This window comes from Rhizobium sp. BK376, from assembly GCF_004341625.1.
GTDB lineage: Bacteria > Pseudomonadota > Alphaproteobacteria > Rhizobiales > Rhizobiaceae > Rhizobium.
This window is the reverse complement of sequence record NZ_SLZG01000003.1, coordinates 478,767-505,064: the sequence shown is the minus strand read 5'-3', so window position 1 is coordinate 505,064 and position 26,298 is coordinate 478,767. Positions and strand designations below refer to the sequence as shown.

At 59.1% G+C, this 26,298-nt stretch carries 27 protein-coding genes; 9 read left to right on the top strand and 18 right to left on the bottom strand.

The annotated features are described in order from the left end of the window. The first annotated feature begins 331 nt into the window (after window positions 1-331). The 3 genes from EV561_RS10855 to EV561_RS10845 are packed head-to-tail and all read left to right on the top strand — an operon-like array spanning window position 332 to window position 4,625. A complete protein-coding gene (locus EV561_RS10855) occupies window positions 332-1,819 on the top strand; it encodes a pyridoxal-dependent decarboxylase (protein WP_132521169.1) in 1,488 nt (495 codons plus the stop codon). After that, window positions 1,816-3,081, top strand: coding sequence for a tetratricopeptide repeat-containing protein (locus EV561_RS10850; RefSeq protein WP_132521167.1), 1,266 nt, complete (start codon window positions 1,816-1,818; stop codon window positions 3,079-3,081). The genes EV561_RS10855 and EV561_RS10850 overlap by 4 nt, the downstream gene beginning before the upstream one ends. Next, window positions 3,078-4,625 carry a hypothetical protein gene (locus EV561_RS10845; RefSeq protein WP_132521165.1) on the top strand — a complete coding sequence of 516 codons (1,548 nt, stop codon included), beginning with the start codon at window positions 3,078-3,080 and terminating at the stop codon, window positions 4,623-4,625. The genes EV561_RS10850 and EV561_RS10845 overlap by 4 nt, the downstream gene beginning before the upstream one ends. A 156-nt stretch (window positions 4,626-4,781) precedes the next feature. Here the strand turns inward: EV561_RS10845 and EV561_RS10840 are convergent, their stop codons facing one another. The 15 genes from EV561_RS10840 to flgF all read right to left on the bottom strand — a co-directional run bounded on the left by EV561_RS10840 (window position 4,782) and on the right by flgF (window position 17,121). Beyond that, entirely contained in the window at window positions 4,782-5,975 is a 1,194-nt protein-coding gene (locus EV561_RS10840) for a flagellin (protein WP_132521163.1), read from the bottom strand. A 244-nt stretch (window positions 5,976-6,219) separates the two neighbouring features. Next, a complete protein-coding gene (locus tag EV561_RS10835) occupies window positions 6,220-7,416 on the bottom strand; it encodes a flagellin (RefSeq protein WP_132521161.1) in 1,197 nt (398 codons plus the stop codon). A gap of 559 nt (window positions 7,417-7,975) precedes the next feature. Further along, window positions 7,976-8,713, bottom strand: coding sequence for a flagellar type III secretion system pore protein FliP (gene fliP / locus EV561_RS10830; protein ID WP_132521159.1), 738 nt, complete (start codon window positions 8,711-8,713; stop codon window positions 7,976-7,978). Next, window positions 8,710-9,237 carry a flagellar basal body-associated FliL family protein gene (locus EV561_RS10825; RefSeq protein WP_132521157.1) on the bottom strand — a complete coding sequence of 176 codons (528 nt, stop codon included), beginning with the start codon at window positions 9,235-9,237 and terminating at the stop codon, window positions 8,710-8,712. Before EV561_RS10825 ends, fliP begins: the two co-directional genes overlap by 4 nt. 45 nt (window positions 9,238-9,282) lie before the next feature. Then, entirely contained in the window at window positions 9,283-9,996 is a 714-nt protein-coding gene (flgH, locus tag EV561_RS10820; RefSeq protein WP_132521155.1) for a flagellar basal body L-ring protein FlgH, read from the bottom strand. Next, the gene (locus EV561_RS10815; RefSeq protein WP_132521153.1) at window positions 9,993-10,568 is read right to left on the bottom strand and encodes a MotE family protein; all 576 of its coding nucleotides are present in this window, start codon (window positions 10,566-10,568) and stop codon (window positions 9,993-9,995) included. The genes flgH and EV561_RS10815 overlap by 4 nt, the downstream gene beginning before the upstream one ends. Further along, window positions 10,565-11,683, bottom strand: a complete 1,119-nt coding sequence (locus EV561_RS10810; protein ID WP_132521151.1) for a flagellar basal body P-ring protein FlgI — start codon at window positions 11,681-11,683, stop codon at window positions 10,565-10,567. Before EV561_RS10810 ends, EV561_RS10815 begins: the two co-directional genes overlap by 4 nt. Next, window positions 11,680-12,180, bottom strand: coding sequence for a flagellar basal body P-ring formation chaperone FlgA (flgA, locus tag EV561_RS10805; protein WP_245512643.1), 501 nt, complete (start codon window positions 12,178-12,180; stop codon window positions 11,680-11,682). Before flgA ends, EV561_RS10810 begins: the two co-directional genes overlap by 4 nt. Before the next feature lie 17 nt (window positions 12,181-12,197). Beyond that, window positions 12,198-12,986: a flagellar basal-body rod protein FlgG gene (flgG, locus tag EV561_RS10800; RefSeq protein ID WP_132521149.1), complete on the bottom strand. Its 789-nt coding sequence runs from the start codon at window positions 12,984-12,986 to the stop codon at window positions 12,198-12,200. A gap of 19 nt (window positions 12,987-13,005) precedes the next feature. Next, entirely contained in the window at window positions 13,006-13,374 is a 369-nt protein-coding gene (locus tag EV561_RS10795) for a flagellar hook-basal body complex protein FliE (protein WP_132521147.1), read from the bottom strand. After that, a complete protein-coding gene (flgC, locus tag EV561_RS10790; RefSeq protein ID WP_132521145.1) occupies window positions 13,371-13,790 on the bottom strand; it encodes a flagellar basal body rod protein FlgC in 420 nt (139 codons plus the stop codon). Before flgC ends, EV561_RS10795 begins: the two co-directional genes overlap by 4 nt. Before the next feature lie 4 nt (window positions 13,791-13,794). Beyond that, window positions 13,795-14,187: a flagellar basal body rod protein FlgB gene (gene flgB, locus EV561_RS10785; protein WP_132521143.1), complete on the bottom strand. Its 393-nt coding sequence runs from the start codon at window positions 14,185-14,187 to the stop codon at window positions 13,795-13,797. Window positions 14,188-14,428: 241 nt separating this feature from the next. Further along, window positions 14,429-14,977: a flagellar protein gene (locus EV561_RS10780; RefSeq protein WP_132521141.1), complete on the bottom strand. Its 549-nt coding sequence runs from the start codon at window positions 14,975-14,977 to the stop codon at window positions 14,429-14,431. 2 nt (window positions 14,978-14,979) lie between these two features. Beyond that, window positions 14,980-16,377 (bottom strand): flagellar protein export ATPase FliI, encoded by a 1,398-nt coding sequence (gene fliI, locus EV561_RS10775; protein ID WP_132521139.1) that lies wholly within the window; start codon window positions 16,375-16,377, stop codon window positions 14,980-14,982. 12 nt (window positions 16,378-16,389) lie between these two features. Beyond that, entirely contained in the window at window positions 16,390-17,121 is a 732-nt protein-coding gene (gene flgF, locus EV561_RS10770; RefSeq protein WP_132521137.1) for a flagellar basal-body rod protein FlgF, read from the bottom strand. Between the two features lie 260 nt (window positions 17,122-17,381). Here flgF and motA point away from each other — a divergent pair, with 260 nt between their 5' ends. The 6 genes from motA to EV561_RS10740 all read left to right on the top strand — a co-directional run bounded on the left by motA (window position 17,382) and on the right by EV561_RS10740 (window position 22,586). Then, complete coding sequence (gene motA / locus EV561_RS10765) at window positions 17,382-18,254, top strand: flagellar motor stator protein MotA (RefSeq protein ID WP_132521135.1); 873 nt, start codon at window positions 17,382-17,384, stop codon at window positions 18,252-18,254. Between the two features lie 5 nt (window positions 18,255-18,259). Further along, complete coding sequence (locus tag EV561_RS10760) at window positions 18,260-19,204, top strand: FliM/FliN family flagellar motor switch protein (RefSeq protein ID WP_132521133.1); 945 nt, start codon at window positions 18,260-18,262, stop codon at window positions 19,202-19,204. A 65-nt stretch (window positions 19,205-19,269) separates the two neighbouring features. Continuing rightward, a complete protein-coding gene (fliN, locus tag EV561_RS10755) occupies window positions 19,270-19,860 on the top strand; it encodes a flagellar motor switch protein FliN (protein ID WP_132521131.1) in 591 nt (196 codons plus the stop codon). Window positions 19,861-19,889: 29 nt separating this feature from the next. Continuing rightward, the gene (fliG, locus tag EV561_RS10750; protein WP_132521129.1) at window positions 19,890-20,933 is read left to right on the top strand and encodes a flagellar motor switch protein FliG; all 1,044 of its coding nucleotides are present in this window, start codon (window positions 19,890-19,892) and stop codon (window positions 20,931-20,933) included. A gap of 127 nt (window positions 20,934-21,060) precedes the next feature. Beyond that, window positions 21,061-22,140, top strand: coding sequence for a flagellar biosynthesis protein FlhB (gene flhB / locus EV561_RS10745; protein WP_132521127.1), 1,080 nt, complete (start codon window positions 21,061-21,063; stop codon window positions 22,138-22,140). Window positions 22,141-22,145: 5 nt separating this feature from the next. Then, window positions 22,146-22,586: a hypothetical protein gene (locus EV561_RS10740; protein ID WP_132521125.1), complete on the top strand. Its 441-nt coding sequence runs from the start codon at window positions 22,146-22,148 to the stop codon at window positions 22,584-22,586. Window positions 22,587-22,685: 99 nt separating this feature from the next. Here the strand turns inward: EV561_RS10740 and EV561_RS10735 are convergent, their stop codons facing one another. The 3 genes from EV561_RS10735 to fliF form a co-directional block, all read right to left on the bottom strand. Continuing rightward, window positions 22,686-23,432, bottom strand: coding sequence for a helix-turn-helix transcriptional regulator (locus tag EV561_RS10735; RefSeq protein ID WP_132521123.1), 747 nt, complete (start codon window positions 23,430-23,432; stop codon window positions 22,686-22,688). Between the two features lie 10 nt (window positions 23,433-23,442). Continuing rightward, the gene (locus EV561_RS10730; RefSeq protein WP_132521121.1) at window positions 23,443-24,183 is read right to left on the bottom strand and encodes a helix-turn-helix transcriptional regulator; all 741 of its coding nucleotides are present in this window, start codon (window positions 24,181-24,183) and stop codon (window positions 23,443-23,445) included. Between the two features lie 431 nt (window positions 24,184-24,614). Beyond that, the gene (fliF, locus tag EV561_RS10725) at window positions 24,615-26,294 is read right to left on the bottom strand and encodes a flagellar basal-body MS-ring/collar protein FliF (RefSeq protein WP_132521119.1); all 1,680 of its coding nucleotides are present in this window, start codon (window positions 26,292-26,294) and stop codon (window positions 24,615-24,617) included. Window positions 26,295-26,298 lie beyond the last annotated feature (4 nt).

Genomic DNA, 26,298 nt, shown 5'->3' with positions numbered 1-26,298 from the left:
GGAAAATCCCGGCGTGGCTCGTCGCTTGGAGCAAATCACTTGCGATTTATAGTTAACAAAACCTGATGGCATCAGGCAAGTGACTAGCTGCCATGGCGTTGTCAGACACAAGCTACGATCCAGTTCCGTCGATCGGGTCGCTGCTTTTTGCAGGCCATAAGTGCAATGACCCCATTCAAATTCGCCTAAACGGCAAGTCAGCCTCGCGCCAACTTAGGGGGGTTACTGTCTCCCGACGACAAATTGCGATCGATCACCGGAATGCCATCCGCATTGCGACACATTGATTAGCCGCCATAGGCCGCGATATTTTTTAACATGCGGAGCAGGGATGCTGACCCTTCAGAGTGCAGGAATTCAGGGAGAAGACGAGCGCCGCCCGGCGACAAGCCTTGACCCGGAGGATTGGCAGGCACTGCGCGACCAGGGTCATCGGATGCTGGACGATATGCTGGATCATCTGGAGACGCTACGCGAGCGACCACTATGGCAGCCCGCGCCTTCTTCCGCCCGCGCGCTGTTTGACGAAGAGCTGCCGGCCCAGCCCATGGAACTGGCTGACGTCCATGCGATGTTTCGGGACAATATTCTCCCCTACGGCGGCGGAAACATCCATCCCGGCTTCATGGGCTGGGTTCAGGGCGGCGGCACGGTTGCCGGAATGCTGGCCGAGATGCTGGCGGCCGGGCTGAATGCCAATCTCGGCGGCCGCGACCATATGCCGATACAGGTCGAACGCCAGATAGCTGCCTGGGCACGGGACCTGTTCTCCTTCCCGAAATCGGCGGGAGGGCTGTTTCTCACCGGCGCGTCCCAGGCGAATTTCGTCGCTGTCCTCCTTGCGAGAACAAAAGCCCTCGGCGCGGCGGCTCGCACCCAGGGAGTAGCCTCAGGCCCCCGACTTGTGGCCTACACGTCGAGTGAAGTGCACGGTTGCGTGCCACGCGCGATGGAGATGGCGGGGATCGGCAGCGATAACCTTCGACGCATTGCCGTCAACGCGCTTGGGCAGATGGATGTTGCGGCCCTTCAAACACAAATTGCCCGCGATCTGGAAGCCGGAAACCAGCCGTTTCTGATCGTCGGAACCGCAGGCACTGTCAATACCGGCGCCGTCGACGATCTGATCGCACTCCGCAAAATCGCCGACACCCATGACCTCCATCTTCACATAGACGGCGCGCTGGGCGCTTTGGGAGTCTTGTCCGAAGAGTTGGCGCCGCTCTTTGCGGGCATCGAAACATGCGATTCGCTTGCGTTCGACTTTCACAAGTGGGGTCAGGTCCCCTATGACGCAGGCTTCCTTCTTGTGCGTGACAGCGAACTGCAACGCGAGACATTCGCCTCCCAATCAGCCTACTTGACGCGCGCCAAGACTGGCCTGGCGGGTGGCGACTGGTGGCCCTGTGACTATGGTCCGGATCTGTCGCGCGGCTTTCGAGCATTGAAGACCTGGTTCACGATCAAGACCTATGGCCTCAGGGCCATCGGAGATTCGATCAAGGCCAACTGCCTCCTTGCCCGCCGTCTGGGCCAGAGGATCGAAAACGAGCCGGCTCTGCGCCTTCTTGCGCCTGTCGCGCTCAATATCGTGTGCTTCTCCTATTCAGGCCGTGGGGGCAACGTGCCTGCTGAAATCAACGCGCGGATCGTCGAACGGCTCCATGCCGAAGGCTCCGTCGCACCATCCCTGACCCTTATCGACGGCCGGCCTGCAATCCGCGCTGCCATCGTCAATCATCGTACGCATCACTCGGACATCGACGCGCTCGTTCGCAGCGTCCTGAAGTTCGGGTCACAAGAGGAATTTGCCCCATGAAGAGATCTTCTGCGCTGGCCCTAGACGCCGCTCGCCACGAAATCGATGAATCCGGTCGTGTCATCGGCATGGCAGCACTCGTTTCAATGGCCTATGAGCAAATCGATATGACCCCGCTCTGGGACAGATTGATGGAGCGGGCCATGAAGCAGGGTAGCGATTGCGCGGCTGCAATGTTCGACCTGGCGACGATCCTGCAAAGCCGAGGAAGCACCGAGGCTGCGCTCCAGGTCTTGCGTGGAGCGGTGGAACTCCGCCGCGACTTCTCGATTGTCCACGGGAACGGCAAGGGGCCTAGACTGCTGGCATTTGTCACGCCGGGCGATTTCATGGCGAACACGCCGCTCGATTTTCTGCTGGTCCACAGCGATTGCGTTCTTCATCTTTATCATGTCGACGCCGAAATGACTGAACTGACGGACCTGCCTGCCCATGATGTGGCGTTCATGGCGATCGGCGAGTCGGCCGAAAGCGCTCCCGTTCTGGAGCGGATGCGACAGCTGCTGGCTGAGTTCCCGGGACCTGTCATGAACAACAAGCCGGAATTGATCAGCAGGCTGACGCGCGACGGCGTCAGCAGCATGCTCGCCGACGAACCTTCAATTCTGTCTCCGAAAACCTTTCGCATCAGCCGCGAGGAGGCCCTCAATATCGCTCTGAGCAGGAGAGCCGTCGATGACTTAGCGCCGGGTCTTTCGCTTCCGATCATCGTGCGGCCGATCGGCACGCATGCCGGAAATGGCATGAAGCTTATCGAGAAACTCTCTGATCTGATGGAATGGCTCGATAGGGACACGGCATCCGAAATCTACATCGCACCATTCATCGATTTTCGCGGCCCGGATGGCCTTTATAACAAGCAGCGCGTCGTATTCATCAACGGCAAGGCATATGCGAGCCATATGGCGCTGTCCGAACACTGGATCGTTCATTACCTGAGCGCCGGCATGGCCAAGAATGCCGCAAAGCGCGCGGTCGAGCAGGAATGGATGGAGAATTTCGACACCGATTTCGCCGCCCGGCACCGCGCGAGTTTCGAGGCGCTCTATCGCCACGTCGGGCTTGACTATTTCGGTATAGATTGCGCCGAACTGCCTGACGGACGCCTACTTGTCTTTGAACTGGACGTGGCGATGTTCGTCCACAGCATGGATGATGCCGTGGTATTTCCCTACAAGCATGTCGCCATGCGCAAACTGTTCGCCGGCTTCGTCGAGGCCGTCGGCGAGGCTGCCGTCAATGGGACAGTGTCGCGCGCATGAATGAAACAGCTGATATCAGGAATGCACTGCTTGCCGCTCTGACTTCGGGCGGTGACGAGAGATTGGACTGCGATCCCGCGACCGGTCTCAACATGTATGGTTACGGCCCCCTGCCCCGGCCACAGGATCTCGCTTTCAGCTCATCGACGGCATCCACCATTTCCGCGCAGGCTTTCAGCTTCGTCGAAACCTATTACGCGCAGCTTCTGCAGGATATGGAGCGCCAACCGGCTGCCGACATCTATGCGCGGGAAATGAACCACATCCGCGCCGATCTGCTCAGGCTGCTCGGCATCAGGGATGATCTCGATCTTTCCGGGGTCGAGGCCATCATGGCGGCCTCGGGAACGGATATTCATCTCTTCGCAGCCGCGATCCTGTCCCGCCAGGGCGGCCAGCCGCTGATAACGGTCACCCTCATGGGCAGCGAAACCGGAAGCGGCGTCATGACGGCCGCGTCGGGGCGTCATTTCATGCAGCGCGTCAGCAGTGGCAGCAACGTCACCAGGGGCGATGAAATCAATCCTGGTGACTCCACGATGAACACGTCAGTCGCCGTGCGAAACAAGGATGGCACGCTGCGCTCAGAGGACGAAGTCGAGGACGAGGTCCGGGGCGTCGTCGAACTGGCGCGCGCTGCCGGCATGCGCTCACTCCTCGTCTCCGCCGACGTTTCAAAGACCGGGCTCATTGCGCCGGGTCTGGAAAGCGTCTTCCGACTCAAGGCCCGTTTCGGGTCGATGCTCGATGTCCTGATCGATGCCTGCCAGTTCAGGATCTCTGCTGCAACGATTCGCGCCTATCTGGCGCATGAGTTCCTCGTTGCCCTCACCGGGTCGAAATTTCTGACAGGCCCGGTCTTCAGTGGCGCGCTCCTGTGCCCGCCCGGACTGGTCCATTCACTGAGCCTGCGGCGCCTGCCTCCCACGCTTGCCGACTATTGCACGAGAACGGATTGGCCCGAAGGTTGGGCGGCGCAGGACATACTGCCGCACCGCGCGAATTTCGGCCTTCTATTGCGATGGAAGGCGGCGCTGTTTGAACTCGATCGGTTCGCGGCCATCCCGGTGGACAAGGTGAGGATGGTCATGTCCGCTTTTGCGGAGGCCATAGGCATCCGGCTTGAGCGAGACGAAGCCTTCGAGATGCTCGATACCCGGCCGATAGATCGAAACCGGTTGTGGTATGGGGCGGATCCCGCAAGCTGGGACGAGATACCGTCGATCTTCTCGTTCTATCTGCGCAATCCCTATAGCGGCACTATTTTGACGGCCGCCGAGACAGCATCAGTCTACAAGGATCTTGCTTCCGGGAAGGACGCCGCCCTCATACGCATCGGCCAACCGGTTTCCTGCGCGGCGGATTTGAACGGCCAGCCTGCAAGCGCGCTTAGAATATGCTTGAGCGCGCCGCTGATTGCTGAAGCGAGCCAGGGTTCGGACGCACTGCAAAGACTTATCTCGCAAGCCATGACAGCCTTGGACGGCGTAGCCTATAGCGCTGCGAAACTCTCGGCCCGGTCGGTTCACGCACGATCCGCCTAGAGCGTCGTCCGGCAGATCAGCAGGTAATGACTTTTGCCTAGTGGGTCGATCGGTACCCTCTGATGAACTCACTGCAATCGACAGAACAATGAAAACAGAAAGCCGCGCCCTTCCGGGCGCGGCTTTTTGATTTCGAAGATCTGGCTCTGCCGAAGATTAACGGAAGAGCGACAGGATGTTCTGCGAAGAGGAGTTGGCGATCGAGAGCGACTGGATCGCGAGCTGCTGTTGGGTCTGGAGAGCCGTCAGCTTGCTCGATTCTGCTTCCATGTCTGCGTCAACCAGCTTGCCGACGCCCGAGTTGACGGAGTCGCTGAGCTTGGAAACGAAGTCGGTCTGGAGGTCGATACGCTGCGAGATCGAACCCAGCGATGCTGCCGCACTCGTCATCGCCGTCAGAGCCGCGTCGACGCCCTTGAGCATCGCGTCGAGGTCCGACTCGTTCATGTTGGTGACGTCCATGCTCAGGATAGAACCTGGAGCCTGTATGGTATTGCTTCCCGGCGTGTTGGTCGTGTCGACACCCCAGCTCGTGGTGCCGTCGTTGGCGACAACTTCCTGATTGGTTCCGGTGACGTCCGCAGCCTTGACCCAGACACCCTGAACCTGGACGTAATCGCCGGCGGCTATGCCATTGGCACTAGCCGCGACATTTGCGTGCGTGCCGTTGGTGTCGAAGGTGGCGCTTGCGCCCGTCAAGTCATCCTGGGTGTAGGACAGAACGGTCGTGTCCGTAGTGGTACCGTTGTTGTTGACCGGGACCGTGACGGTGTTCGGCGTGACATCGTATGTGTGATCGAGAATGCCGCCGTTGCCACCAGTCGTGTCGATCAGAACGTTCGTGCCGTCGAGCGTGTAGCTGATCGTCTGGACCGAAACTTGGCCGCTGCTGTCACGAACGAAAGCACCGAGGACGCTCTTGGTGGTAGAGCCGGACGGATCGCCCTGCAGCCAGTTTTCGCCGGAGAAGGAAGCGGAGGAGATGATGGTCGACAGCTGGCCCTGGAGCTGTTTGATGTCGCCCTGGATCTTCGACTTGTCAACGCCTTCAGCCTGAGCAGCAACGATCTTGGCCTGCATCTGGTCGACGAGGTCGATAGCGCTGTTCATGCCCTGATAGGCGGTCTCAGCAGTTGCCGCACCGAGGCCGAGAGCGTCGGAGATTGCGGAGTTTGCGTCGTTGTCGGAACGCATGGTGGTTGCGATCGACCAGTAAGCGGCATTGTCAGATGCCGAACCGACGCGCAGACCGGACGATACCTGAGCCTGGGTCTTGTCGAGACTGGTGTTAACGCCCTGAAGGGTCTGAAGAGCAGACATTGCTGCGCTGTTGGTCAAAATACTAGTCATAAATAGGTGCCCCAATTGATTGGTTAAAGAAGGGCATTCCGGATTTCGCCGGGAACGACAGTCGGCCTCATGCCTGTCAACTGGTTAATCTTTATAGTTAACTCGTCGTTTCGATGACGATAGATAACCACGGTATGGTTAACGAATGTTAAACAGAGCCGTATCACCGGTAACGATTGGCAATAAAAAAACCGCGCCCCCGGAGGGGCGCGGCTCTTGATTTCGAAGACCTGTCTCTGCCGAATTAACGGAAGAGCGACAGGATGTTCTGCGAAGAGGAGTTGGCGATCGAGAGCGACTGGATCGAGAGCTGCTGCTGGGTCTGGAGAGCCGACAGCTTGCTCGATTCTGCTTCCATGTCTGCGTCAACCAGCTTGCCGACGCCGGCGGTAACCGAGTCGCTGAGCTTGGAAACGAAGTCGGTCTGCAGGTCGATACGCGAAGAGATCGAACCCAGGTTTGCTGCGGCGCTCGTCATTGCGGTCAGAGCCGCGTTGACGCCCTTGAGCATCGCGTTGAGGTCGTCCTCGCTCATGTTGGTGACGTCCATGCTCATGATCGAACCTGGAGCCTGGATAGTGTTGGCAGCCGTCGGCACGTTGCTCGTGTCTACGCCCCAGCTCGTGACGCCGTCGTTGGCGACAACGTCCTGGTTGGTTCCGCCAACGTCCTTTGCCTTGACCCACTGGCCCTGAACCTGGACGTAATCGCCGGCCGGGATGCTAGCGTTGCCGGTCGCGACATTTGCGTGCGTGCCGTTGGTGTCGAAGGTGGCGCTTGCGCCCGTCAGGCCGTCCTGGGTGTAGGCCAGAACGGTCGTGTCCGTGGTGGTACCGTTGTTGTTGACCGGAACGGTCACGGTGTTCGGCGTGACATTGTAGCTCTGGTCGAGAATGCCCTGGTTGCCACCAGTCGAGTCGATCAGAACGTTCGAGCCGTCGAGCGTGTAGCTGATCGTCTGGACCGAAACATCGCCGCTGCTGTCACGAACGAAAGCACCGAGAACGTTCTTGGTGGTCTGACCGGACGGATCGCCCTGCAGCCAGTTTTCGCCGGAGAAGGAAGCGGAGGAGATGATGGTCGACAGCTGGCCCTGGAGCTGCTTGATGTCGCCCTGGATCTTCGACTTGTCAACGCCTTCAGCCTGAGCAGCAACGATCTTGCCCTGGATTTCGTCGACGAGGTCGATAGCGCTGTTCATGCCCTGATAGGCGGTCTCGGCAGTTGCCGCACCGAGGCCGAGAGCGTCGGAAACAGCGGAGTTTGCATCGTTGTCGGAACGCATGGTCGTTGCGATCGACCAGTAAGCAGCGTTGTCAACAGCCGAACCGACGCGCAAACCGGAGGAAATCTGAGCCTGGGTCTTGGTGAGGTTGTTGTTAACGCCCTGGAGGGTCTGGAGCGCAGCCATTGCTGCAGAGTTAGTGTGAATACTAGTCATAAGGTGTCCTCTCGAAACGAGATAAATATTGAAGCGAGGACATACCGGACTTAGACCGGCGATGGCGGTTCAGCTTCATGCCACTCGGCTCCCCCGTTTTCTGGAGCCAAATCCGTCATGTGCTGAGAATGTCGCAGCTATTGTTTGCCAAGTGATTAATTACATGCAGAAGATTTCCGCTTGATTCGGGATAGTTTCCCAGAGGTAAAGTTATCCTCAACCGACGCGTTTACTTGCGGAAATCGCCTCGCGCCATGGCCGCATTGCTAAAGTAGTGAAGGCGCAATTTTCTGATTGCGGCATTGAACGCGTCGCCGATCGGACAGCCGCCCTATATCTCTCTAAAGATCTGATTTTGCAGCATATATTTCCGAGACCCTACCGATTACGGACAGGTTTAAGAAAACGGCGCCGGGAGATCTTCCAGCCCGTGAGAACCTGGCAATCGAACCATCGGAAAAGTTCGGCGATCTTTAAAAAATATCGGAGGAGACCTGGGGATAACTCTCCGAAAGGGTTCCTCGATCGTCTATTTGTGATCAGGACACCGCGCCAGTCGTTAATGAAACGAGCGCACCAAGCTGCCGACCAAAAGGTTCCAGCCGTCAATCAGGACGAAGAAAAGGATCTTGAAGGGAAGAGAGATCGAAGTCGGCGGCAGCATCATCATGCCCATGGCCATGACGATGGTGGAGACGATGAGGTCGATTACCAGGAAGGGCAGCACCACGAGGAAGCCGATTTCGAAGCCGCGGCGGATTTCCGAGATCATGAAAGCGGGGATGAGGACCCGGTAGTCGATCTTGTTGCCATCCGTGGTCGCCTGCCCGCGTTCCTGTGCCAGATCGACGAAGAGTTTCAGATCCTTGTCACGCGTGTTGTTCGACATGAACGTGCGGAAGGGTTCGGCGATGCGCTGCACCGCCTCCGTTTCGATTATCTGATTGGCAATCAGCGGCTGGGCGCCGTCCTTCCAGGCCTGATCGAAAGTCGGCGCCATGACATAGAAGGTCATGAACAATGCCAGGCTGAGCAGGATCATGTTGGACGGCGTCGTCGACAGGCCCATGCCGGTGCGCAGGATGGAGAATGCGATGATGAATCGCGTGAAGCTGGTCACCATCATCAGGATGCCGGGCGCGACGGAAAGAACCGTCAGCAGGCCGAACGTACGAATGATCCAGGACGCCGCCGAACCGTTGACAGGCAGGTTCAGCAAATCCGCCGGCGACTGCTGAGCCACCGCCAGTTCCGGTATCGCCATCATGACGAGAAGCAGGATAAGAAATCGAATCATTCAATCACGAAGGTTCTAAACATAACCTTCGATACGCGTCCTTCCGAGCGCAGGTCAACACGCTCCTGGATGTCATCCCTAAGATATTGAAAGCCACGCGGACCCTCGATCTGCTGCAGCGAGACCGTGCGGATATAGGCGAGGATATCCTGATGAATATCCTCAGCCATTTTGACATCTGGCGGTCCCTTGAACATCAGCGCGACCTCTAGCCGCACCCAGTTTTCCGAGGGATAGGCGAGGTTTGAGGTAATCGGCTCCAGTTGGACGATACCGTTCGCTTCGGTGGCGATGTGCGGCAGCCCGGCATCGTCGGGCTTCTTGCCCGCCTCGGGCTTCTTTGCGTCGGCCGCCTCCTGCTCCTTCTTGGCTTTTTCGGCCGCGGAGATCGACGGGGCGATCAAGGTGCCCACAAACCAGCCGCCGCCGCCGCCGATTACGGTCACCACCGCAAGGCTCACGATCAGCATGATCAGCGGCGACGTTTTTTTTGCCGGTGTACCCTCGGCTTCCTGCTCTGCCATGGCCTGTCCGCCTGTTGCTTTCTGTTCCTGTACCGCGCCGGCCCGTCAGAGCGGCGACAGAAGATCGACGGCCTGCTGGCCCCGCGGCGGCTGCTGGATTTCCGTCAGGCGGCCGCGACCACCGTAGGAGATGCGCGCCTCGGCGATCTTGTCGTAGGAAATCGTGTTGTCCGACGTAACGTCTTGCGGCCGGACGATGCCGGCGACGTTGAGAATGCGGATCTCCTGGTTCATGCGTACTTCCTGCGAGCCACTGATCATCAGGTTGCCGTTCTCCAGCACGCCGGTCACAACGGCGGCGACGAGGAGGTTGACCTGCTCGGAACGCTGCATCTTGCCCTTGGCATCGGTGCTGGTGTCGGAACCGGACGTGGCGGTGCCCTGCGTGGTCGGCTTCCAGCCGAAAATCTCGGCAGCGACGTTGTAGTTCATGTCGCTCTTGTTCGTTCGGTCGCGGTTGGTCTCGTTGTCCCAGTTCGCCTTGTCGTTGATCGAGATGTTCACCGTCAGGATGTCACCCACGTTCAGAGCGCGCGAATCCTTGAAGAGCGCTGCCTGGGAGTCGCTCCAGAGCGAATATCCCTGAGCGACCTGATGCGGCCGCTTGGGATAGAGCGACATCTGCGGGGTCTGGGCATATTGAAGCCCGCTGCCGATCGGGCTCATGGCCGGCGCCCTGCCGATCTCTCTCAAGGCCTGGCTCTGGCAACCGGCGAGGGAAAGGATAGCGGCGATCGCGACCGGTAGACGCATGTTCATTGTGTATCCTTCGACGTATTCGGGTCACTGGCGCTTGATATGATATTGGTCACGACGGCCGCTTTCTGCGGGTCCATTTCAGCCATGATCAGACTGGACTGCCGAGGCGTGAGCTTCATGATGATGGCAGCCGCGATGGTGATCTTGGTACCGTCCAGGCTGGCCGCCGCCGCATCGGGCTTCATGTTCTTGTAGATCTCGACCAGTCCGGTGTCCGCGTTTTTCAGGAAGTCGTCACGGCGCTTCAGCCAGTCGGTATATTCAGCCTTGCGCTTATCCATGATGGCTATGCGGGCATCGACGTCGGCCTGAAGCTTTTCCAGCTCCTGCTTCTGAAGAAGATAGCGCTGGTCGCGCGCCGGATCAGCAATATTGGTGCAGAACTGCCGGATTTCGTCCTGGCTGTTGGCCGGATTGGCGTTTGCGACATTTGCCGGCGCGGCGGCAGCGGGTGCCGCCGGAGTGCTGTCCTCTGCTAGGGCGCTGGAGCCAGCAACCATGGCGAGGATCATCGCCGGCGCCATGAGGCCGCGGCAGGTCGAGAGCATTTTCGTCTTGATATCCGTCATCATTGCAGGACGAGCTCCGCTTGAAGTGCTCCGGCTGACTTGATGCCTTGGAGGATCGCTATGATACCGTCCGGCTTGACGCCGATATTGTTAAGTCCGGCCACAAGTGTCTTGAGATCGGGACCATCGAGTACGGCGACCCGTCCGCCGGTCTTCTGGGCTGTGATGTCCGTCTGGTTTTGAATGGCCGTCTGGCCGTCGGTAAAGGGCTCGGGCTGGATCACCTGCGGATTTTCGCTGACCTGGACGGTGAGCGTTCCATAGCTGACCGCCACCGGCGATACGCGCACATCGGCCCCGATGACGATGGTGCCGGTGCGCTCGTTGATGACGACCTTTGCCGGCGTATCCGTCTGGACTTCGAGGTTCTCGAGATCCGCCATCAGCCGCGTCAGGTCGGCCATTTTCGGCTTGTCGATCGCAACTTCCTGAGAATCCTTGGCCTCCGCGATCGGCGCGCCGAAACGAGAGGTGGCGTAGGCGTTGACCGTATCGGCAATGCGGATGGCCGTTGAAAAATCCGGATTGCGAAGCTGCAGGACCAGATTGACGGAATCCTTGAAGCGCGAGGGCAGCTCGCGTTCGATAATGGCGCCGCCGGGCACGCGGCCCGCGGTCGTCACGCCTTCTGTCACGGTAGCCGCCGCTCCCTGAGCCTGAAAGCCGGAAACGATGACCGAGCCCTGGGCAACGGCGTAGATCTGACCGTCCGCACCCGTCAGAGATGTCATGATGAGCGTACCGCCGCGCAGCGACGTCGCGTCACCCAGCGAGCTGACAGTCACGTCGATGCGGCTGCCTGGGCTTGCGAAGGGAGGCAGATTGGTGGTCACCATGACCGCGGCCGTGTTCTTGGCGGCCGACTGGCCGCCCTGTGTCGAGATGCCGAGGTTCTGCAGCATCGCGCGCATGGACTGTTCGGTAAACGGCGAGGAACGCAGCCCGTCGCCGGTTCCCTGCAGGCCCACGATCAAGCCGTAGCCGATGAGCTGGTTGTCGCGCCCTGATTGCAGCGACGCGATATCCTTGATGCGCGAATTCATTGCCAGGGCCGGGTCGGCAAAGACCAGGCCGGGCAATGTCAGCAGCGCTGTTATGATGCGACGCAACCGTTTCATTTTGCTACCACACGAATGGTCCCGTCCTGAAGAACGGTGCCTGTAACGATGATGCCGGAATCCATGTTCCTGGCGCGAACGACATCGCCGACAGATCCGTCGTCCAGCGGCGTGCCTGCCGCCGTGATCGTCATGGCGCCGACGCTCATGACAAGGCGAGCATTGGCGCCGCGCGTGACCGCAAAGGGCTGGCGCAGCGCCGACATGGAGATGGTTCGGCCGGGCAGCAGCGTCCGCTTGGAGACGAAGCCTACGACTTCGTTGATCTTCTTGGCGTAGTCACCCGTCAGATTGGGATTGGTGACATCGAGCTCTTCCAGCTGTGCGCTGCTGATGACGTCGCCGGGATAGATGACCTCGGTCGGAACGACCGCGGTGCCCATGTTCGCGGTGCCCATATCCTGGGCTCCGGCATAAGACGCAGGCAGAAGGCCGGCGCAGAAGCCGGCGATCGCGAAGGCTGTCATTGCAATGCGCTTTGCCCGGCGAAACATCATGTCCGGCCCCTTTTCCGTTACTTGAGGTTCTTACTGACGATCTGTTCCATCTCGTCAGCGGTCGTGATTACTTTGGAATTCATCTCGTATGCGCGCTGTGCCGTGATCAGCTCGGTGATTTCCTTGACCGGATCGACGTTGGACGATTCCAGGTAACCCTGCTTGATGTAGCCAAAGCCATCCTGGTTCGGATTGCTGATGACGGGGTCGCCCGAAGCCGAGGTCTGCTGGAAGAGGTTGCTGCCCACGGCCTGAAGGCCCGCTTCGTTGACGAAGTTGGCAAGCTGCAGCTGTCCGAGCACCGTCGGTACGGTCGCCGTTCCGATCGTCGCCGATATTTCGCCTGTTTCGCTGACCTGCAGATTCGTAGCGTTGCTTGGGATGGTGACGTTCGGCGTGATCAGATTGCCGTCGACGGTCACCAGCTGACCAACGTCGTTCTTGTTGAGCGAGCCGGCGCGCGTGTATTCGGTCGTGCCGTCAGGCATCTGCACCTGGAACCAACCCTTGCCGACGATCGCCATATCGAGATCGTTCTCCGTCTGTGAGAGTTCACCCTGGATATGGATATTGCGGACGGCTGCGGTCTGAACACCGAGACCGATATTGGCGCCTTCCGGCACCGTCGCCTGATTGGGACGATTGGCGATGCCCTTGGCGCGTTCGGTCTGGTAGAGAAGGTCGGAGAATTCAGCGCGCGAACGCTTGTAGCCGGTCGTGTTGATGTTCGCGATGTTGTTCGCGATCACTTCGAGATTGGTCTGCTGGGCATCCATGCCGGTCGCAGCAATGGCGAGCGCTCTCATGTGTCTTCGTCCTATCCCGTTAGATCGTCATTTTTGTAATGTCTTGCCAGGCTGAAACCAGCTTGTCGCGGAAGGCCATGGCCGTCTGGAGCGACTGGTTGGCCTGCATGACCGCATCGACCACCTTACGGGTGTCCATCGTTCCCTTGATGCCGGCGAAGGAGGCGTTTTCCGCCTGCTTGAGATCGCCGACCATGTTGTTGGCCACATTGCCCAGGACCGAGGCGAAGCTCTGGCCGTTCGAGCCGTCGGATTTCGCCATGCCGGGAGTGGCTAGGCCCGGGGCGATCAGGCCGGTGGCCTGCGAGGGGGCGGCGTCGTCGGTGGCGATGTTGCCGAGACCGCGGGTCATCGACAGGGATGAAATGCTCTTGATTGCGTCGATCATTGGGAGTTCTTCAGCAGGTCGATGGTGGAGGAGATCAGATCACGCGATTGCTTGATCGTCTGGAGATTAGCCTCGTAAGAGCGGTTCGCTTCACGCATGTCCGCCATTTCGACGAGGACGTTCACGTTCGGCATCTTGACGTAGCCCTTGGCGTCGGCAGCCGGATTGTCCGGGTCGTATTCGTTCACGAACTTCCCCTCATCCTGGCCGACCTTCTTCACCCCGACTGTGGTCACGCCGCTAGCGCGATCGACTTCGGCCCCGAATGTCACCGTCTTGCGGCGATAGGGATCAGCGCCGGGCGTGTCCCCGGTCGAGCGGGCGTTGGCGATATTTTCCGAAACGACGCGCAAGCGTGTCGACTGTGCTTCCAGGCCTGAGCCTGCGATCTTCATTGCGGCGGACAAGGGGTCCATGGGTTTATCCCTTTACTGTCATCATCATCATGCGATGAAAGGAACTGACCAGCGCCGTGTTCAGGTTGAATTGGCGCTGTATTTCGCCGGTCTTGGCCAGTTCTTGCTCCAAGCCGACGGTATTTCCTGATTCCTGAACGCCGATTTCCTGGTTCAGCTGAGCGTCCTCGACATTGACGTCGCCGCTTTCGCTGAACTCATTGCCGGAAAAATGCGCCGGATTGGTCCTCGCCATGCCGACATTGGTATCGTCGAGCACCGCGTTGAACGGCGTTACGTCCTTGGCGCGAAATTTCGGCGTGTTGGCATTGGCGATATTGCCGGTAACAACCTCTTGACGCACCTGCAGCCATTCGGCTTGGCGTGACGCCAGGTCAAAAAGTTGAATCGGTTGCATGGCTTCTCTCCGTTCTTACAACGTGAAACTAGGGCGATAATCTTGCGTGGGACTTACGGGAAATTCGAACTTCCGAATAAAGTCCAAAAGCTTTGCCGGCAGGCGATTCGCTGATGTCAACACCCCGTATTTTCGGGCCGGCTCACAGCCTTTCCGAATTCCGGAAAAATTAAGCGAATCACCCACAATCCTGACGTGTGAACGCATTCCCGCGGATCCTTCGATCCCCGGAAGAGCATGTTCAATCATGCGCATAGATCTCGCCTTTCGATGTGACGATGACCCACTTGCCGTTACGCTGTTCGATGGTCGCGAGCCTGCTGTTGTCGGGCAGGATCGAGCCGACGCGCACGAGGTAAATGCCGGAACCATCCTGGATCAGGGCGCGGCCGTTCGCTACGTGGAGGAGGTGAAAGGCAGATTTTCCGGGGAACGGCTGGTCTTCCGGCGGCTGACCCTTCGGATCGTCTTTGCCGATATCGGTGATGGTGGCCGTGTTGATCTGATCGGGAAGCGTCGTCTGCGGTGTCGTGTCGTTCTTGTTGACCATGGCAAGAGGCGAAACGCTGAAGACATTGCGTGCTGGCCAATCGGGAAGGATACGGGTGCGGTCATCCTGGGTCGCATGAATACCGAACTTGTCGGGATTGAAGAATACGTACCAGGGAAAGAAGGCCGACAGGGCGGCCAGCACCAGACCCGTGCCCTTCAGCAATTTGTCCGACAGGGCGGACTTTCTGGCGGCCCCTTTCAGCGGAGCGACTGGCACATCTGCATCGGAATCGGTCACGTCTAGTTTCTCCTTGCCACGGCCGGCTGGGGCGGCGGTGCGGCACCATTTTTCAAAGCAGTGGCGAGATCGGTGAAGGCATCAAGCGACGGTCGCTCGCCGGGAGACTGCTTCAGGATGTCGTAGATGATCGGCACCTGCCTCACCGCCATATCGAGATCGGAATCCATCCCCGGCCGGTAGCCACCGATAAGGCGCAGGTCCCTTGTTTCCTCGAAGCGGTGAACGAGTGCCTTGAGCCGTGACACCAGCTTTTCCTGATCCGGAGTCCAGGCTTTTCTGGCGAGACGCGAAACCGAGGCGAGCGGATCGATCGGCGGATAACGCCCCTCTTCAGCCAGGCTGCGCTGCATCACGATGTGGCCGTCGAGAATACCGCGTGTAGAGTCAGCAATCGGGTCGTTGTGGTTGTCGCCGTCGACGAGGATCGAGATGATCGCGGTGATCGTCCCGGTTCCTTCCGCACCTGGACCTGCTCTCTCAAGCAGACGAGGCATTTCGGTGAAGACCGAAGCCGGATAGCCGCGCGCGATCGGCGGTTCGCCGGATGCGGTGGCGACCTCGCGGATCGCGTGAGCAAAACGCGTGACGCTGTCGATGATCAGCAGCACGTTGTCGCCGGCATCGCGAAAATGCTCGGCGATGGTAATGGCCGAAAGCGGCGCCATCTTGCGCAGCATCGGGCTCTCGTCGCTGGTCGCGACGACCGCGATCGATTTCTTCATATGCTCGCCGAGCGTATCTTCGATGAACTCGCGAACTTCGCGGCCGCGCTCGCCGACGAGTGCAATCACGACCTTGTCGAAGGCTTCGGCCCTTGCCAGCATGGACAGCAGCGTCGACTTGCCGACGCCGGAGCCTGCAAAAATGCCGAGACGCTGCCCGAGGCAGAGCGGGGAAAAGATATCGATCGCGCGGACGCCGGTCTTGAAGCCCTTCTCGACGCGGCTGCGCGTCATCGACGGAGGCGCCGAGTTGGAAATGGAGCGACGCTCGGTGCCGTGATCCAGCGGCCCCAAGCCGTCGATCGGTTCGGCAAGCGAGTTGATCGTGCGCCCACACCAGCTGTCGGTCGGCGCGATGCGAAAGGCGCCCCTGCGGATGACGGTGTCATGGATGCCGATCGGTTCGCCGGGCTCGATCGGACAGACATATGCCAGTTCCGGCTCTACGCGAACGACCTCGCCAAGATGAATACCGGTCGAGGAGCGGTGCGCGACGAATTCGCCGAGCCGCACATGCCTGGAGAGGCCGGCGACTGTGTAATGTCCGGCCGCGATCGTGCGGACATGGCCGCCATGGGCGACCAGATGGTCCGGCATCGTATAACGCCCGGCAAGGCTCGCCAATTGCCCGAGCTTCGGAGACAAAGCGTTCTCCGGCAGCAGATCCTCGATCATCAATCAGCCCTCTTAACTGCCGCCGAGGGTCTTGATGGCGTCGCTGATGGAGCCTTCGCTGGTGCTGGTCAGCGACGAAATGCTGTCGAAGGCGCGGCTGACCTCGATGAGTTCGGTCATCGCGCGCATGCCATTGACGTTGGAATTTTCGAGATAACCCTGGGCAACGCCGAAGTTCGAATTGTCAACCACAGCCTGGGGCGGGTCCGTCGTGATGACGCCGCTGTTGGAGTAGCGCTGGAACCCCTTGCTGATATCGGCGGTGTAAAGGCCGATCTTGCCCATCTCCTTGCCGTTCTGGAAGACAGAGCCATCATAGGCGATGGTCGGTTCGCCGCCCTTGGGGTCAAGCTGAATGGGTGCGCCGCCGGCATCGAGAATGGAATAGCCGCGGATCGATTGAAGTTCGCCGGTCTGCGACATCGTGAGACGGCCGTCTCTTGTCAGCACCGTGCCGGCGGGCGTGTTGAGGGCAAACCAGGCATCGCCCTTCACGGCAACGTCCAAAGGGCTGCCGGTGTTTTCGAGCTCGCCATTATCAGTGGAGAGATAGTCGTTGCCTTGGGAGACGAACGCGACTTTGGAGTTGAGCTTGTTCTCGGTATTGCTGAGAACCTGGTCGAATTTGACCTCGGTTGCGCGAAAGCCCGTCGTATTGATGTTGGCCATATTGTCGGCGATCGTCGTGAGACGCCGCTCGAGTGCCATCTGCGACGATAGCGAAACGTAAATACCGGTCTGCATTTTCTACGCCCTCCGAACATTGGAGCATAACGAAGAACCATCGGCGGCCGCCGGGGTTCAGCCATCTCGTTAACCGGGCATGGATGCCCTTACCCGGGACCATGCACCCGCTTGCTTGTGCGAAGCTGACATGTCGAAACGCGACGGCGAGAAGCCGGTCGGACGGCTTCCTCGGTCGGATGGCCTCCCCGGTCGGACCAGCCTCACGCAAGGCAGCGCCGGTAGTTCATGGATGAAACAATGATCAGATGTGGACCGACATGAATATTATTATCGGATTTGTCGTGATTTTCGGCTGCGTGATCGGCGGGTTTATGGCCGAGCACGGACCGGTCGATCGGCTGGTACAGCCTTACGAGCTCCTCATCATCGGCGGAGCCGGGCTCGGAACGTTCATCATGTCCAACTCGATGAAGGTCGTGAAGGATTCGGGCAAGGCGCTCAGCGAGGCTTTCGCCAGCAAGGTGCCGAAGGAACGCAACTATCTCGACGTGCTCGGCGTACTTTATTCGCTGATGCGCGACCTGCGCACCAAGTCGCGCAACGAGATCGAAGCCCATATCGACAACCCGGACGAATCGACCATCTTCCAGTCGGCCCCGACGGTTCTGAAGAACAAGGAACTGACGGCCTTCATCTGCGACTACGTTCGTCTCATCATCATCGGCAACGCCCGCTCGCATGAGATCGAGGCGCTGATGGACGAAGAAATCGAAACCATGCTGACGGACAAGCTCAAGCCGTATCACGCGATCACGGCGGTCGGCGACTCCTTCCCCGCCATCGGTATCGTCGCGGCCGTTCTCGGCGTTATCAAGGCGCTGGGTTCGATCAACGAGTCGCCGGAAGTGCTCGGCGAACTCATCGGCGCCGCACTCGTCGGCACCATGCTTGGTATTCTTCTGTCCTACTGCGTATGCAACCCGTTGTGCTCGCAGATCAAGATCGTCCGCACGAAGCAGCACCGGCTCTACATCGTCGTGAAGCAGACACTGCTTGCCTACATGAACGGCTCGGTGCCGCAGGTTGCGCTGGAATACGGCCGCAAGACGATCTCCGGCTACGAGCGGCCTTCGATCGATGCTGTCGAGCAGGAAATGATGAACCCCGGCGGTGAGAACAAGGCGGCTTGACGAGAATGAGCAACGAAACCGCGAATATGCAGCCTCCTATGGATCGTGCATTGCTGGCCAAGTTGACCGGCGGCCTCGGCGACGGCGCGACCGTCGCAAAGCTCTCGACGAGCCTCGCCAATATCTACATCGATTTTCTCCCTGATATCATCAAGAGCGAAACCGGGCTCGACGTCTCGGTGACCTATGCCGGGTGCACGTCCGGCCTGATCGACGATCTCGTCGGTGATCTCGTCGAGCATCATGCCGTCGTGGAAGGATCGTTGCGGAACTGGTCGCCGCGTTTTGTTCTTGCCTGCGGCACCGGCTTCGTCATCACCCTGATGGAACATATGCTCGGCGCCGTTCCCGACACGGTGGAAGAGCCGCCGGCTCGACCACTCTCGGTTATCGAGCTCGATCTCGCCGTCATGGCGTTCGACAAGATCGGCAGCGTCCTGCGCTCTGCCGTCAATGCGCCAGGCGGCTTCGAGCCCATCATGGGCGCGCCCTTCAATATCGAAGAGCCGCCCAAGAACGCCGAGGAGCACCCTGAGGAGTTCGGCGCAGCCGTCAAAATGACGATCACGCTTGGAAGCGTGGCGACCGATTTCTACGTCATCATACCGCAGAAAGTACTCCTGAAGACTGTCATCAGCGCGCCCCGGGCGAAGAGCCAGTCCGCCAAGTCCCAGGAATGGACTGATATGATCAGCGAGCAGGTACGACGGTCGCAGGTTACCCTGGAAGCACGTATCCGCTTGCAGTCGCTGACGATCGATACGATTTCAAGACTCGCCGAAGGCGATGTCATTCCTTTCATGGACAGTGAAGACGTACGCGTCGAGGTCAGCGCCAACAGCAAGGACCTCTACATATGCGAATTCGGTCGTTCAGGTGAAAATTACACCGTGCGTGTCAAGGACAACATCAGCTCCGATGATGACCTTCTCAAGCATCTCATGAATTAATCGGTTCTTTCGCGCCGCCGCCATCAAGGCAGTTTGAGGCAAGTTTCAACTGGAATAGTGATTTCATGGCTACGAAGAAGACAAAGAACAGCGAAGACGATCTCGACCTCCCGGGCAATGAGGCCGAGCTGAATGAGGCCATCGACGGCCTGCGTGGTGTCCTCCAGCAGGACGCCTCCGGCGAAGCACCGAGCTTTGGCGGCGGCGATTTCGGTTCCGACAGCTTCGGCGGAGATGCGCTTGGTGGCGGCACATTCGGCGAAAGCGCGTTCGGCGGCGGTATTGGCGAAGAGAGCTCGGGCCTGCCGGCATTCGGTGAGGGATTCGGCGGCGATGATCTTGGTTCGTCTTTCTCCGGCGACACCTCCTTCTCGACGTCGGCGACGGCCGGCAGCGCACTGAACGCCAATCTCGACCTGATCATGGACATCCCGATCGATGTCCAGATCGTCCTCGGCTCCAGCCGCATGCAAGTCTCGGGCCTTATGAACCTGACCGAAGGCGCAATCATCGCCCTCGACAGGAAGATCGGCGAGCCCGTTGAAATTACCGTGAATGGCCGCAAAATTGCTCGCGGCGAGATTACTGTGTTGGAAAATGACGACACGCGATTCGGCGTGAAGCTCATTGAAGTAATGAGTACCAAGAAAGCCTGATCCCGGTTTTTGGGACGGAGAGGAAGACCATGATGGACTTTGACGATTTCGGCGGCGCGCTTGCCGAGAAACCGTTATCCCAGGCTGAAAAGGCGGCGGCGGTCCTGCTTGCTATGGGCAAGCAGGTGGCCGGACGCCTGCTGAAATATTTCACCCAAAATGAATTGCAGCTCATCATTGCCTCGGCGCAATCCCTGCGCCCGATCCCGCCGGACGAGCTGGCCGGGCTGGTGGCGGAATTCGAGGATCTCTTCACCGAAGGCACCGGTCTGATGGACAATGCCCGGGCGATCGAGAGCATTCTCGAGGAAGGACTGACGCCTGACGAAGTCGACAGCCTGCTCGGCCGCCGTACTGCATTCCAGGCCTACGAGACCTCCATCTGGGATCGCCTCGGCGAAACGGAACCCAGCTTCGTCGGCAAGTTCCTGCTGCGCGAGCACCCCCAGACGATCGCTTACATTCTTTCCATGATGCCATCTTCCTTCGGCGCAAAGGTGCTGATGGAACTGCCGGACACGCGCCGCGCCGACATCATGAACCGTACCGTGAACCTCAAGGACGTCAGCCCCAAGGCTGCCCAGATCATCGAAAAGCGTGTCATCACGCTGATCGCCGAGATCGAGGCAGAGCGCAATTCGGGCGGCTCCAACAAGGTGGCCGAACTGATGAACGAGTTGGAAAAGCCCCAGGTCGAGACGCTGCTCGATTCGCTCGAATCGCTCAGCAAGGAGGCCGTCGGCAAGGTACGTCCGAAGATCTTCCTCTTCGAAGACCTCATGCTCATGCCGCAACGCAGTCGCGTCCTGCTGCTCAACGACATTTCCGCGGATATCCTCACGATGGCTTTGCGCGGCTCGTCGGCGGAAATGCGCGAAGTCGTTCTGGCCTCGATCAGCCCGCGCCAGCGCCGCATGATCGAATCGGATCTCTCCACCGGCACGACAGGCATCAATCCGCGCGAAATCGCCATCGCTCGCCGTGCCATCGCACAGGAGGCCATCCGGCTCGCCAACAGCGGCCAGATCGCCCTCAAGGAGACCGAAGAGGGCAATGACGCGCAGGCGGCGTGATCTGCTGTTGACAATCCGGCAGCGGCAAGTCGACGGCGTTGCTCCAGGCGCGCTCCAAGTCTAGGTTTTCTCAACATCAGGCCGCGCATGATGCGCGGCCTTTGTCCGTTTATGAAGGACGGTAGAAGTGGCCGACGAGGACAAGGACAGTAAAACAGAAGACCCGACCGGCAAAAAAATGCAGGACGCGGTTCTCAAGGGTAATATCCCGGTCTCCAGGGAAATTACCCTTTTCGCCTCGATGCTTGCCACATTCGTCTATCTTATCTTCTTCCTGCCCGACCGGGTGGGGCGCATGGGCGAGATTCTGCGCGACCTGTTCGAAAAATCGGATCAGTGGAACATCGAAACCGGCCCCGACGTGATGTCGCTTTTCGCTCGGATCGGCTGGGAAGTCGCTTACCTGATGCTCCCCGCCATTGCGCTTTTCTTTGTCTTCGGCATCGGCTCATCCTTTGCACAGAACATGCCGTCCTTTGTCTGGGACCGCCTGATGCCCGACTTCAGCCGCGTGTCACCGACCAAGGGCTGGCAGCGGATCGCCAGCGTTCCCGGCCTCATCGAATTCGGCAAGGCGCTCACCAAGGTTCTGATCGTTGGCGTCATCATGTTCTTCGTGCTGCGCAGCGATTTTCTGCATGCGATCGATGCGCTTTATTCTGATCCGCAGACGCTTTTCGTCAGGCTCTTCGACGTCACACGAAAGATCCTGCTGGTGGTGCTTCTGGCTTCGGCCGTCATTGGCGCCATCGACCTTTTTTGGACGCGCCATCATTGGTACGAGCAGCTGAAGATGACGAAGCAGGAGGTCAAGGACGAATTCAAGCAATCGCAGGGCGACCCGGCGGTGAAGGGCCGTCAGCGTGCTCTCATGCGTGCGCGTGCGCGCCAGCGCATGATGAACAACGTCCCGCGTGCGACGCTTGTCATCGCAAACCCGACGCACTTTGCGGTCGCGCTGCGCTATGTCCGCGAAGAAAACGATGCGCCCGTCGTCGTTGCCAAGGGGCAGGACCTGATTGCCTTGAGAATCAGAGAGATAGCAGAAGAGGCCGGCATCCCCGTTTTCGAAGATCCACCACTCGCGCGCTCCATGTTTGCGCAAGTCTCGGTCGATAGTGTCATCCCATCGGTCTTTTACAAGGCAGTCGCCGAATTGATCCATCGCATCTATGCGGCGCAGTCGAATAAGAAACGGGTACGATAAATCGAATGAAAAAATGCCCCTACTCTGCCCAACGTGAACAAATCCTGGCTGAAGCAATCAGCCCGGTCGCCAGCGAACTCAGGCTGCTGGATGCAGCCGACCTCATTTCGCTGCTGCGCTTCGAATGCTACGGCAATCTCGCCGATCTGGTGGCCTCGGCCGCAGAGCTTTATTTTCACCCCGGCACGGTCAATTTCGGCCTCAGTGGTGACTACAAGCTGGAATGGGGCGGCCCGGCCGAAGTGGGGATCGATCTGGAGATCAAGCCCCGTGGCGTCACGATCTATGCCCGGCTGGCCCTGGCGGAGAATCACGCCGGTATCGAGATCAATCACATCGCGTTTCAGAACGCATCGGCGGATCCGGACGAGAATACGGCCATCCTGGCACGCAGCCTTGCCGATGCCCGTTATGCGACCAACGGTCTTACGGCTCTCGCCAGCTGATTTTCCGATCAGATCTGCTGAACTGCATGGCCGGCCCACAAAGCCGGTCAATTCTTTTGGCATTTCTGAAGGATGAATTGCGCGCCTAAAAGAGACGTCTCAGCTGATATAGCCGAGACGGATCGCCTTTGCGATTGCCTGGATTCGGTTGACCGAATCGAGCTTGATCGTGGCGGAGCCGAGATAAGCGTTGACCGTGTGCACGGAAAGCCCAAGCTTCTCGGCGATCTCTTCGCTGATCCTTCCGTCGCCTGCCAATTGCAGACAGGCGATCTCGCGTTCGCTGAGCGCTTCGGCGGCCACCGAGCGACGTTCATCGAGCGACAACAGGTCCATCATGATCTGACAGCTCCTGCCATGCAGATCCACGATCATGTCGCTTGTAAGGTCGATGAAATTTGCGGTGAAGACCACATAGCCGTTGCCGACCGCGCCGAGCCGAATCGGAAAGGCAACGCCTGCAAAAGGCAGGAGATGCGGCTTCAAGCGGACGGTAAAGGCGGCAAAATCCGGCGTCTCCGCCGTACTGTCGTCCTCACGTCCGTTCCACATCAACGGCAACAGTGACTTGTCGATATGCTCGATCAGGGCGGCGCCATAGGCATCGACGAAAAGCTTGCCGGCGGTGGCATTGGTGGCGCCCCAATTGTCCAGCTCGCAAACCAGGCGCTGCGTGCTGGGAAGCCCCGAGCCGCCGATGCGATAGACGGCGAAATTGCGGGCATCGATCAATTTCTGCATCGAGACCAGCTTCGGGAATACATCAGAACGGCTGGAAACCCGCTGGACGCGAACGGGCCGCATTTCGTTCGGTCTCGTCGTCGTCCTGTCCGGCGGATAGCGCATCGAAAGCCCTTTAAACGAGATTATTTCTGACCGCGAAGGCGATCGCTTCCGATCGCGTCTTGGTCGCCGTCTTTCGCATGACGCTGGTGATATAGTTGTTGATCGTGTTGCGCGAGATGCCGAGGATCATCGCGATTTCGTCGCTCGTCTTTCCTTCCGCGATCCAGAAAAGACATTCCAGCTCGCGCTCGGTCAACTCGAAGTCGCGATCGCTCTTGGTCTCGCCGTAGCGATTGAAGCTCGAATAGTATCCGGCGAGAAGCCCGACATCGCGCAGCCGCTCCGGCGACAGAATGAAGCCTTCGCGAAAAAGCAGCATCAGCGAGAGCCGTGTGCGTCCGACATTGAATGTCAGCGAACAATATTGCCTGCTGACACCCTCGGGCAGCAGGACGTCGTCAGGAAGACCTGCGAAATTCGGCTGGAACAGCTGCAGGCACTTTTCCATTTCGGTTGTGCGGATATAGCCACTGACAAGCTCCGACGCCAGCCGCCGGACGAGGTCGAAGGGCCAGTCCGAGGAGACCACGAAATCGAGACCGCTCTCCTGTATGAGGTCGCAGCGAACCAAGAGGTAATGGGCTGCGCCGACATAATCGGTCAGGGCGCAAAGTCCGGACTGCAGATGCTCGGAACCAGCAATCTCGGTCAGCCGCAGGATGAGCTGCTCACGCGACAACACCTTCCCGGAAGCGGCCAGAACAGCGGCCTCCTTATCGCTCTTGCTCGCCTGCAATATCTGCATGTCCATTTGCACTTCCTGCAGCTGTTAAACGATTAACGTCAAACCTGAGCATTGCTCGACCAGGACTTAACCACCCCATGTTCATGCGGGACGGAGCATTTTCGCATTCGCTAGAATCACTAAGATTGTAATCATCCGATTATGAGTCCGCATCTCCACTTTTTGGGAGTTTACGAAAATTGCATTTCGTGCCTGCGATTCGCACCAAATATCGCATTCGCCACAATAGGTATGATGATATTAGGTTGATTCTTCACCAGCAGCAATGGAATTCAAGGCCTGCCCTTCGTCCATCCACGACGCGGTAATAGGGAAAGAGCGGGTCTGGGGGGCTCCACAGGGCTCTCATCGCGAGAAAATTCCGAGAATTTACTTCGGGCAACCGACGAATTCCCCGGCACAAATGAAAAGGGCCGGGAAATCCCGGCCCTTTTTCATCACGCTGCGGCATCGACCGCCCATTTTCGAAGGATTTTCGCTGCGCGTTCCTCGCTCATTTCCACCATGCGCGCGAGGCGACGTTCCGGGCCTTCCTTGAGGCGGCGGTTGAAGCTGCCGTCGTCGTCGCCCATCGTCAGCAGATCGTCGGTGCTGTCGAAACCGAAGTCGGAGCCGAAGCCGTCCATCAGCGCTGCGCCAGGGCCGCCGCCTGCCGGTGCGAAATCCGGGAGTTCGAGGCCGGCTGCTTCCGGCAGAGCCTCTCCTGCCGCCGCACCACCGCGGATCGAGCGGATCAGCGGACGGAAGCCCATCCAGACGATCAGGAATGCCACGACCACGAAGGCGGCCGAGTTGATGATGCCTGCGAGATTGCTGCTCAACATCTGCATGATCGACGGGCCGGAAGCATTGTCGCTCAGCAGTTGGTCGTCGAGGAAGTCCATCGCGTTGACGGTCACGACGTCGCCGCGAGACGTATCGACACCGGCAGCGGATGCGACGATCTTCTGCATCTCGGCCAGATAGGCGTCGATCTTTGCCTGGTCGGCAGGCTCGCCGACCATCTTTGCGAGGCGGCCCTTGTTGACGACGACAGCGATGGACAGCTTGTCGATCTTGTAGCCGTTGCGAACCGTCGCAACCGTCGTGCTGTTGATTTCGTAGTTGGTCTGGTTGTCCTGCTTGTTGGACTGGTCTTTCGACTGCGGTCCACCGCCGCCCGCCTGCGGAGCCGCCTGCGGAACGTTCTGCTCGACCGTTGCGGCCGTGTCGGACTGGTTCTGCTGCGACTGCGAGTTTTCCTTGCTCGTGCGAACGGAGCGCTCGACCTTGGAATCGGGATCGTACTTGGTTTCCTGCGTCTGCTGGGTGTCCGTATTCAGCTGCGCGGTTACGCTGGAGCGAAAGTTGTCCGCGCCAAGGAAAGGCGCCAGGGCCTTGTCAATATTGGCTGCAATGTCGCTCTGCACGTTCTGCACGACGCCGAGATTGCGGTTGAGCTGGCTGTTGCTCGGATCATCGCCCGAGGCCAGAAGCTGGCCGGTGGAATCGAGGATCGTCACGTCGTCGACGGCAAGCCCGGGTACGGCGGAGGCGACAAGATGCCTGATCGACTGCGCGGCCCTCTGACCGGCAGCAGCACTTGCCCGGATCATGACGGAAGCCGTCGGCTTCTGATTGGGCGTCCTGAAATTGCCCGCGTCCGCCATGACGAGATGCACCCTGGCAGATGAGATGCCATTGATCGAGGTAATCGTCCGGGCGATCTCGCCTTCGAGCGCACGTACACGCGTCACTTCCTGCATGAAGGATGTGAGGCCGAGCGAACCGACATTGTCGAAGAGTTCGTAGCCGGCATTGGTGCTGTTCGGCAATCCGCGCTCCGCGAGAAGGAGACGGGCCTTGCCTGTCGTGCCGGCCGGAACGGTAACGCTAGAACCATCAGTACCGACCTGGAAGTCGATATTGTTTTCGGCAAGAACCATGCTGATCTGGTTCAGATCAGCCTTTTCCAATCCGACATAGAGGGTTTCTTGAGCGGGTTTGTTGACGAAGAGAGCAGCCCCGAGGACCACGGCGATAGAGACGACTGCAACGCCGCCCAGAATCATAAGCTTTGTTCGCCCTAGATTCTGAAGGTTCTTAACGACCTGAAGTAATTGATTTAACAGATTCATTCTG

Bases quoted from the DNA above. Each gene is read 5' to 3' on its own strand.
- EV561_RS10855 (WP_132521169.1), top strand. From the start codon at position 332: ATGCTGACCCTTCAGAGTGCAGGAATTCAGGGAGAAGACGAGCGCCGC.
- EV561_RS10850 (WP_132521167.1), top strand. From the start codon at position 1,816: ATGAAGAGATCTTCTGCGCTGGCCCTAGACGCCGCTCGCCACGAAATC.
- EV561_RS10845 (WP_132521165.1), top strand. From the start codon at position 3,078: ATGAATGAAACAGCTGATATCAGGAATGCACTGCTTGCCGCTCTGACT.
- EV561_RS10840 (WP_132521163.1), bottom strand. From the start codon at position 5,975: ATGACTAGTATTTTGACCAACAGCGCAGCAATGTCTGCTCTTCAGACC.
- EV561_RS10835 (WP_132521161.1), bottom strand. From the start codon at position 7,416: ATGACTAGTATTCACACTAACTCTGCAGCAATGGCTGCGCTCCAGACC.
- fliP (WP_132521159.1), bottom strand. From the start codon at position 8,713: ATGATTCGATTTCTTATCCTGCTTCTCGTCATGATGGCGATACCGGAA.
- EV561_RS10825 (WP_132521157.1), bottom strand. From the start codon at position 9,237: ATGGCAGAGCAGGAAGCCGAGGGTACACCGGCAAAAAAAACGTCGCCG.
- flgH (WP_132521155.1), bottom strand. From the start codon at position 9,996: ATGAACATGCGTCTACCGGTCGCGATCGCCGCTATCCTTTCCCTCGCC.
- EV561_RS10815 (WP_132521153.1), bottom strand. From the start codon at position 10,568: ATGATGACGGATATCAAGACGAAAATGCTCTCGACCTGCCGCGGCCTC.
- EV561_RS10810 (WP_132521151.1), bottom strand. From the start codon at position 11,683: ATGAAACGGTTGCGTCGCATCATAACAGCGCTGCTGACATTGCCCGGC.
- flgA (WP_245512643.1), bottom strand. From the start codon at position 12,180: ATGATGTTTCGCCGGGCAAAGCGCATTGCAATGACAGCCTTCGCGATC.
- flgG (WP_132521149.1), bottom strand. From the start codon at position 12,986: ATGAGAGCGCTCGCCATTGCTGCGACCGGCATGGATGCCCAGCAGACC.
- EV561_RS10795 (WP_132521147.1), bottom strand. From the start codon at position 13,374: ATGATCGACGCAATCAAGAGCATTTCATCCCTGTCGATGACCCGCGGT.
- flgC (WP_132521145.1), bottom strand. From the start codon at position 13,790: ATGGACCCCTTGTCCGCCGCAATGAAGATCGCAGGCTCAGGCCTGGAA.
- flgB (WP_132521143.1), bottom strand. From the start codon at position 14,187: ATGCAACCGATTCAACTTTTTGACCTGGCGTCACGCCAAGCCGAATGG.
- fliI (WP_132521139.1), bottom strand. From the start codon at position 16,377: ATGATCGAGGATCTGCTGCCGGAGAACGCTTTGTCTCCGAAGCTCGGG.
- flgF (WP_132521137.1), bottom strand. From the start codon at position 17,121: ATGCAGACCGGTATTTACGTTTCGCTATCGTCGCAGATGGCACTCGAG.
- motA (WP_132521135.1), top strand. From the start codon at position 17,382: ATGAATATTATTATCGGATTTGTCGTGATTTTCGGCTGCGTGATCGGC.
- EV561_RS10760 (WP_132521133.1), top strand. From the start codon at position 18,260: ATGAGCAACGAAACCGCGAATATGCAGCCTCCTATGGATCGTGCATTG.
- fliN (WP_132521131.1), top strand. From the start codon at position 19,270: ATGGCTACGAAGAAGACAAAGAACAGCGAAGACGATCTCGACCTCCCG.
- fliG (WP_132521129.1), top strand. From the start codon at position 19,890: ATGATGGACTTTGACGATTTCGGCGGCGCGCTTGCCGAGAAACCGTTA.
- EV561_RS10740 (WP_132521125.1), top strand. From the start codon at position 22,146: ATGAAAAAATGCCCCTACTCTGCCCAACGTGAACAAATCCTGGCTGAA.
- EV561_RS10735 (WP_132521123.1), bottom strand. From the start codon at position 23,432: ATGCGCTATCCGCCGGACAGGACGACGACGAGACCGAACGAAATGCGG.
- EV561_RS10730 (WP_132521121.1), bottom strand. From the start codon at position 24,183: ATGGACATGCAGATATTGCAGGCGAGCAAGAGCGATAAGGAGGCCGCT.
- fliF (WP_132521119.1), bottom strand. From the start codon at position 26,294: ATGAATCTGTTAAATCAATTACTTCAGGTCGTTAAGAACCTTCAGAAT.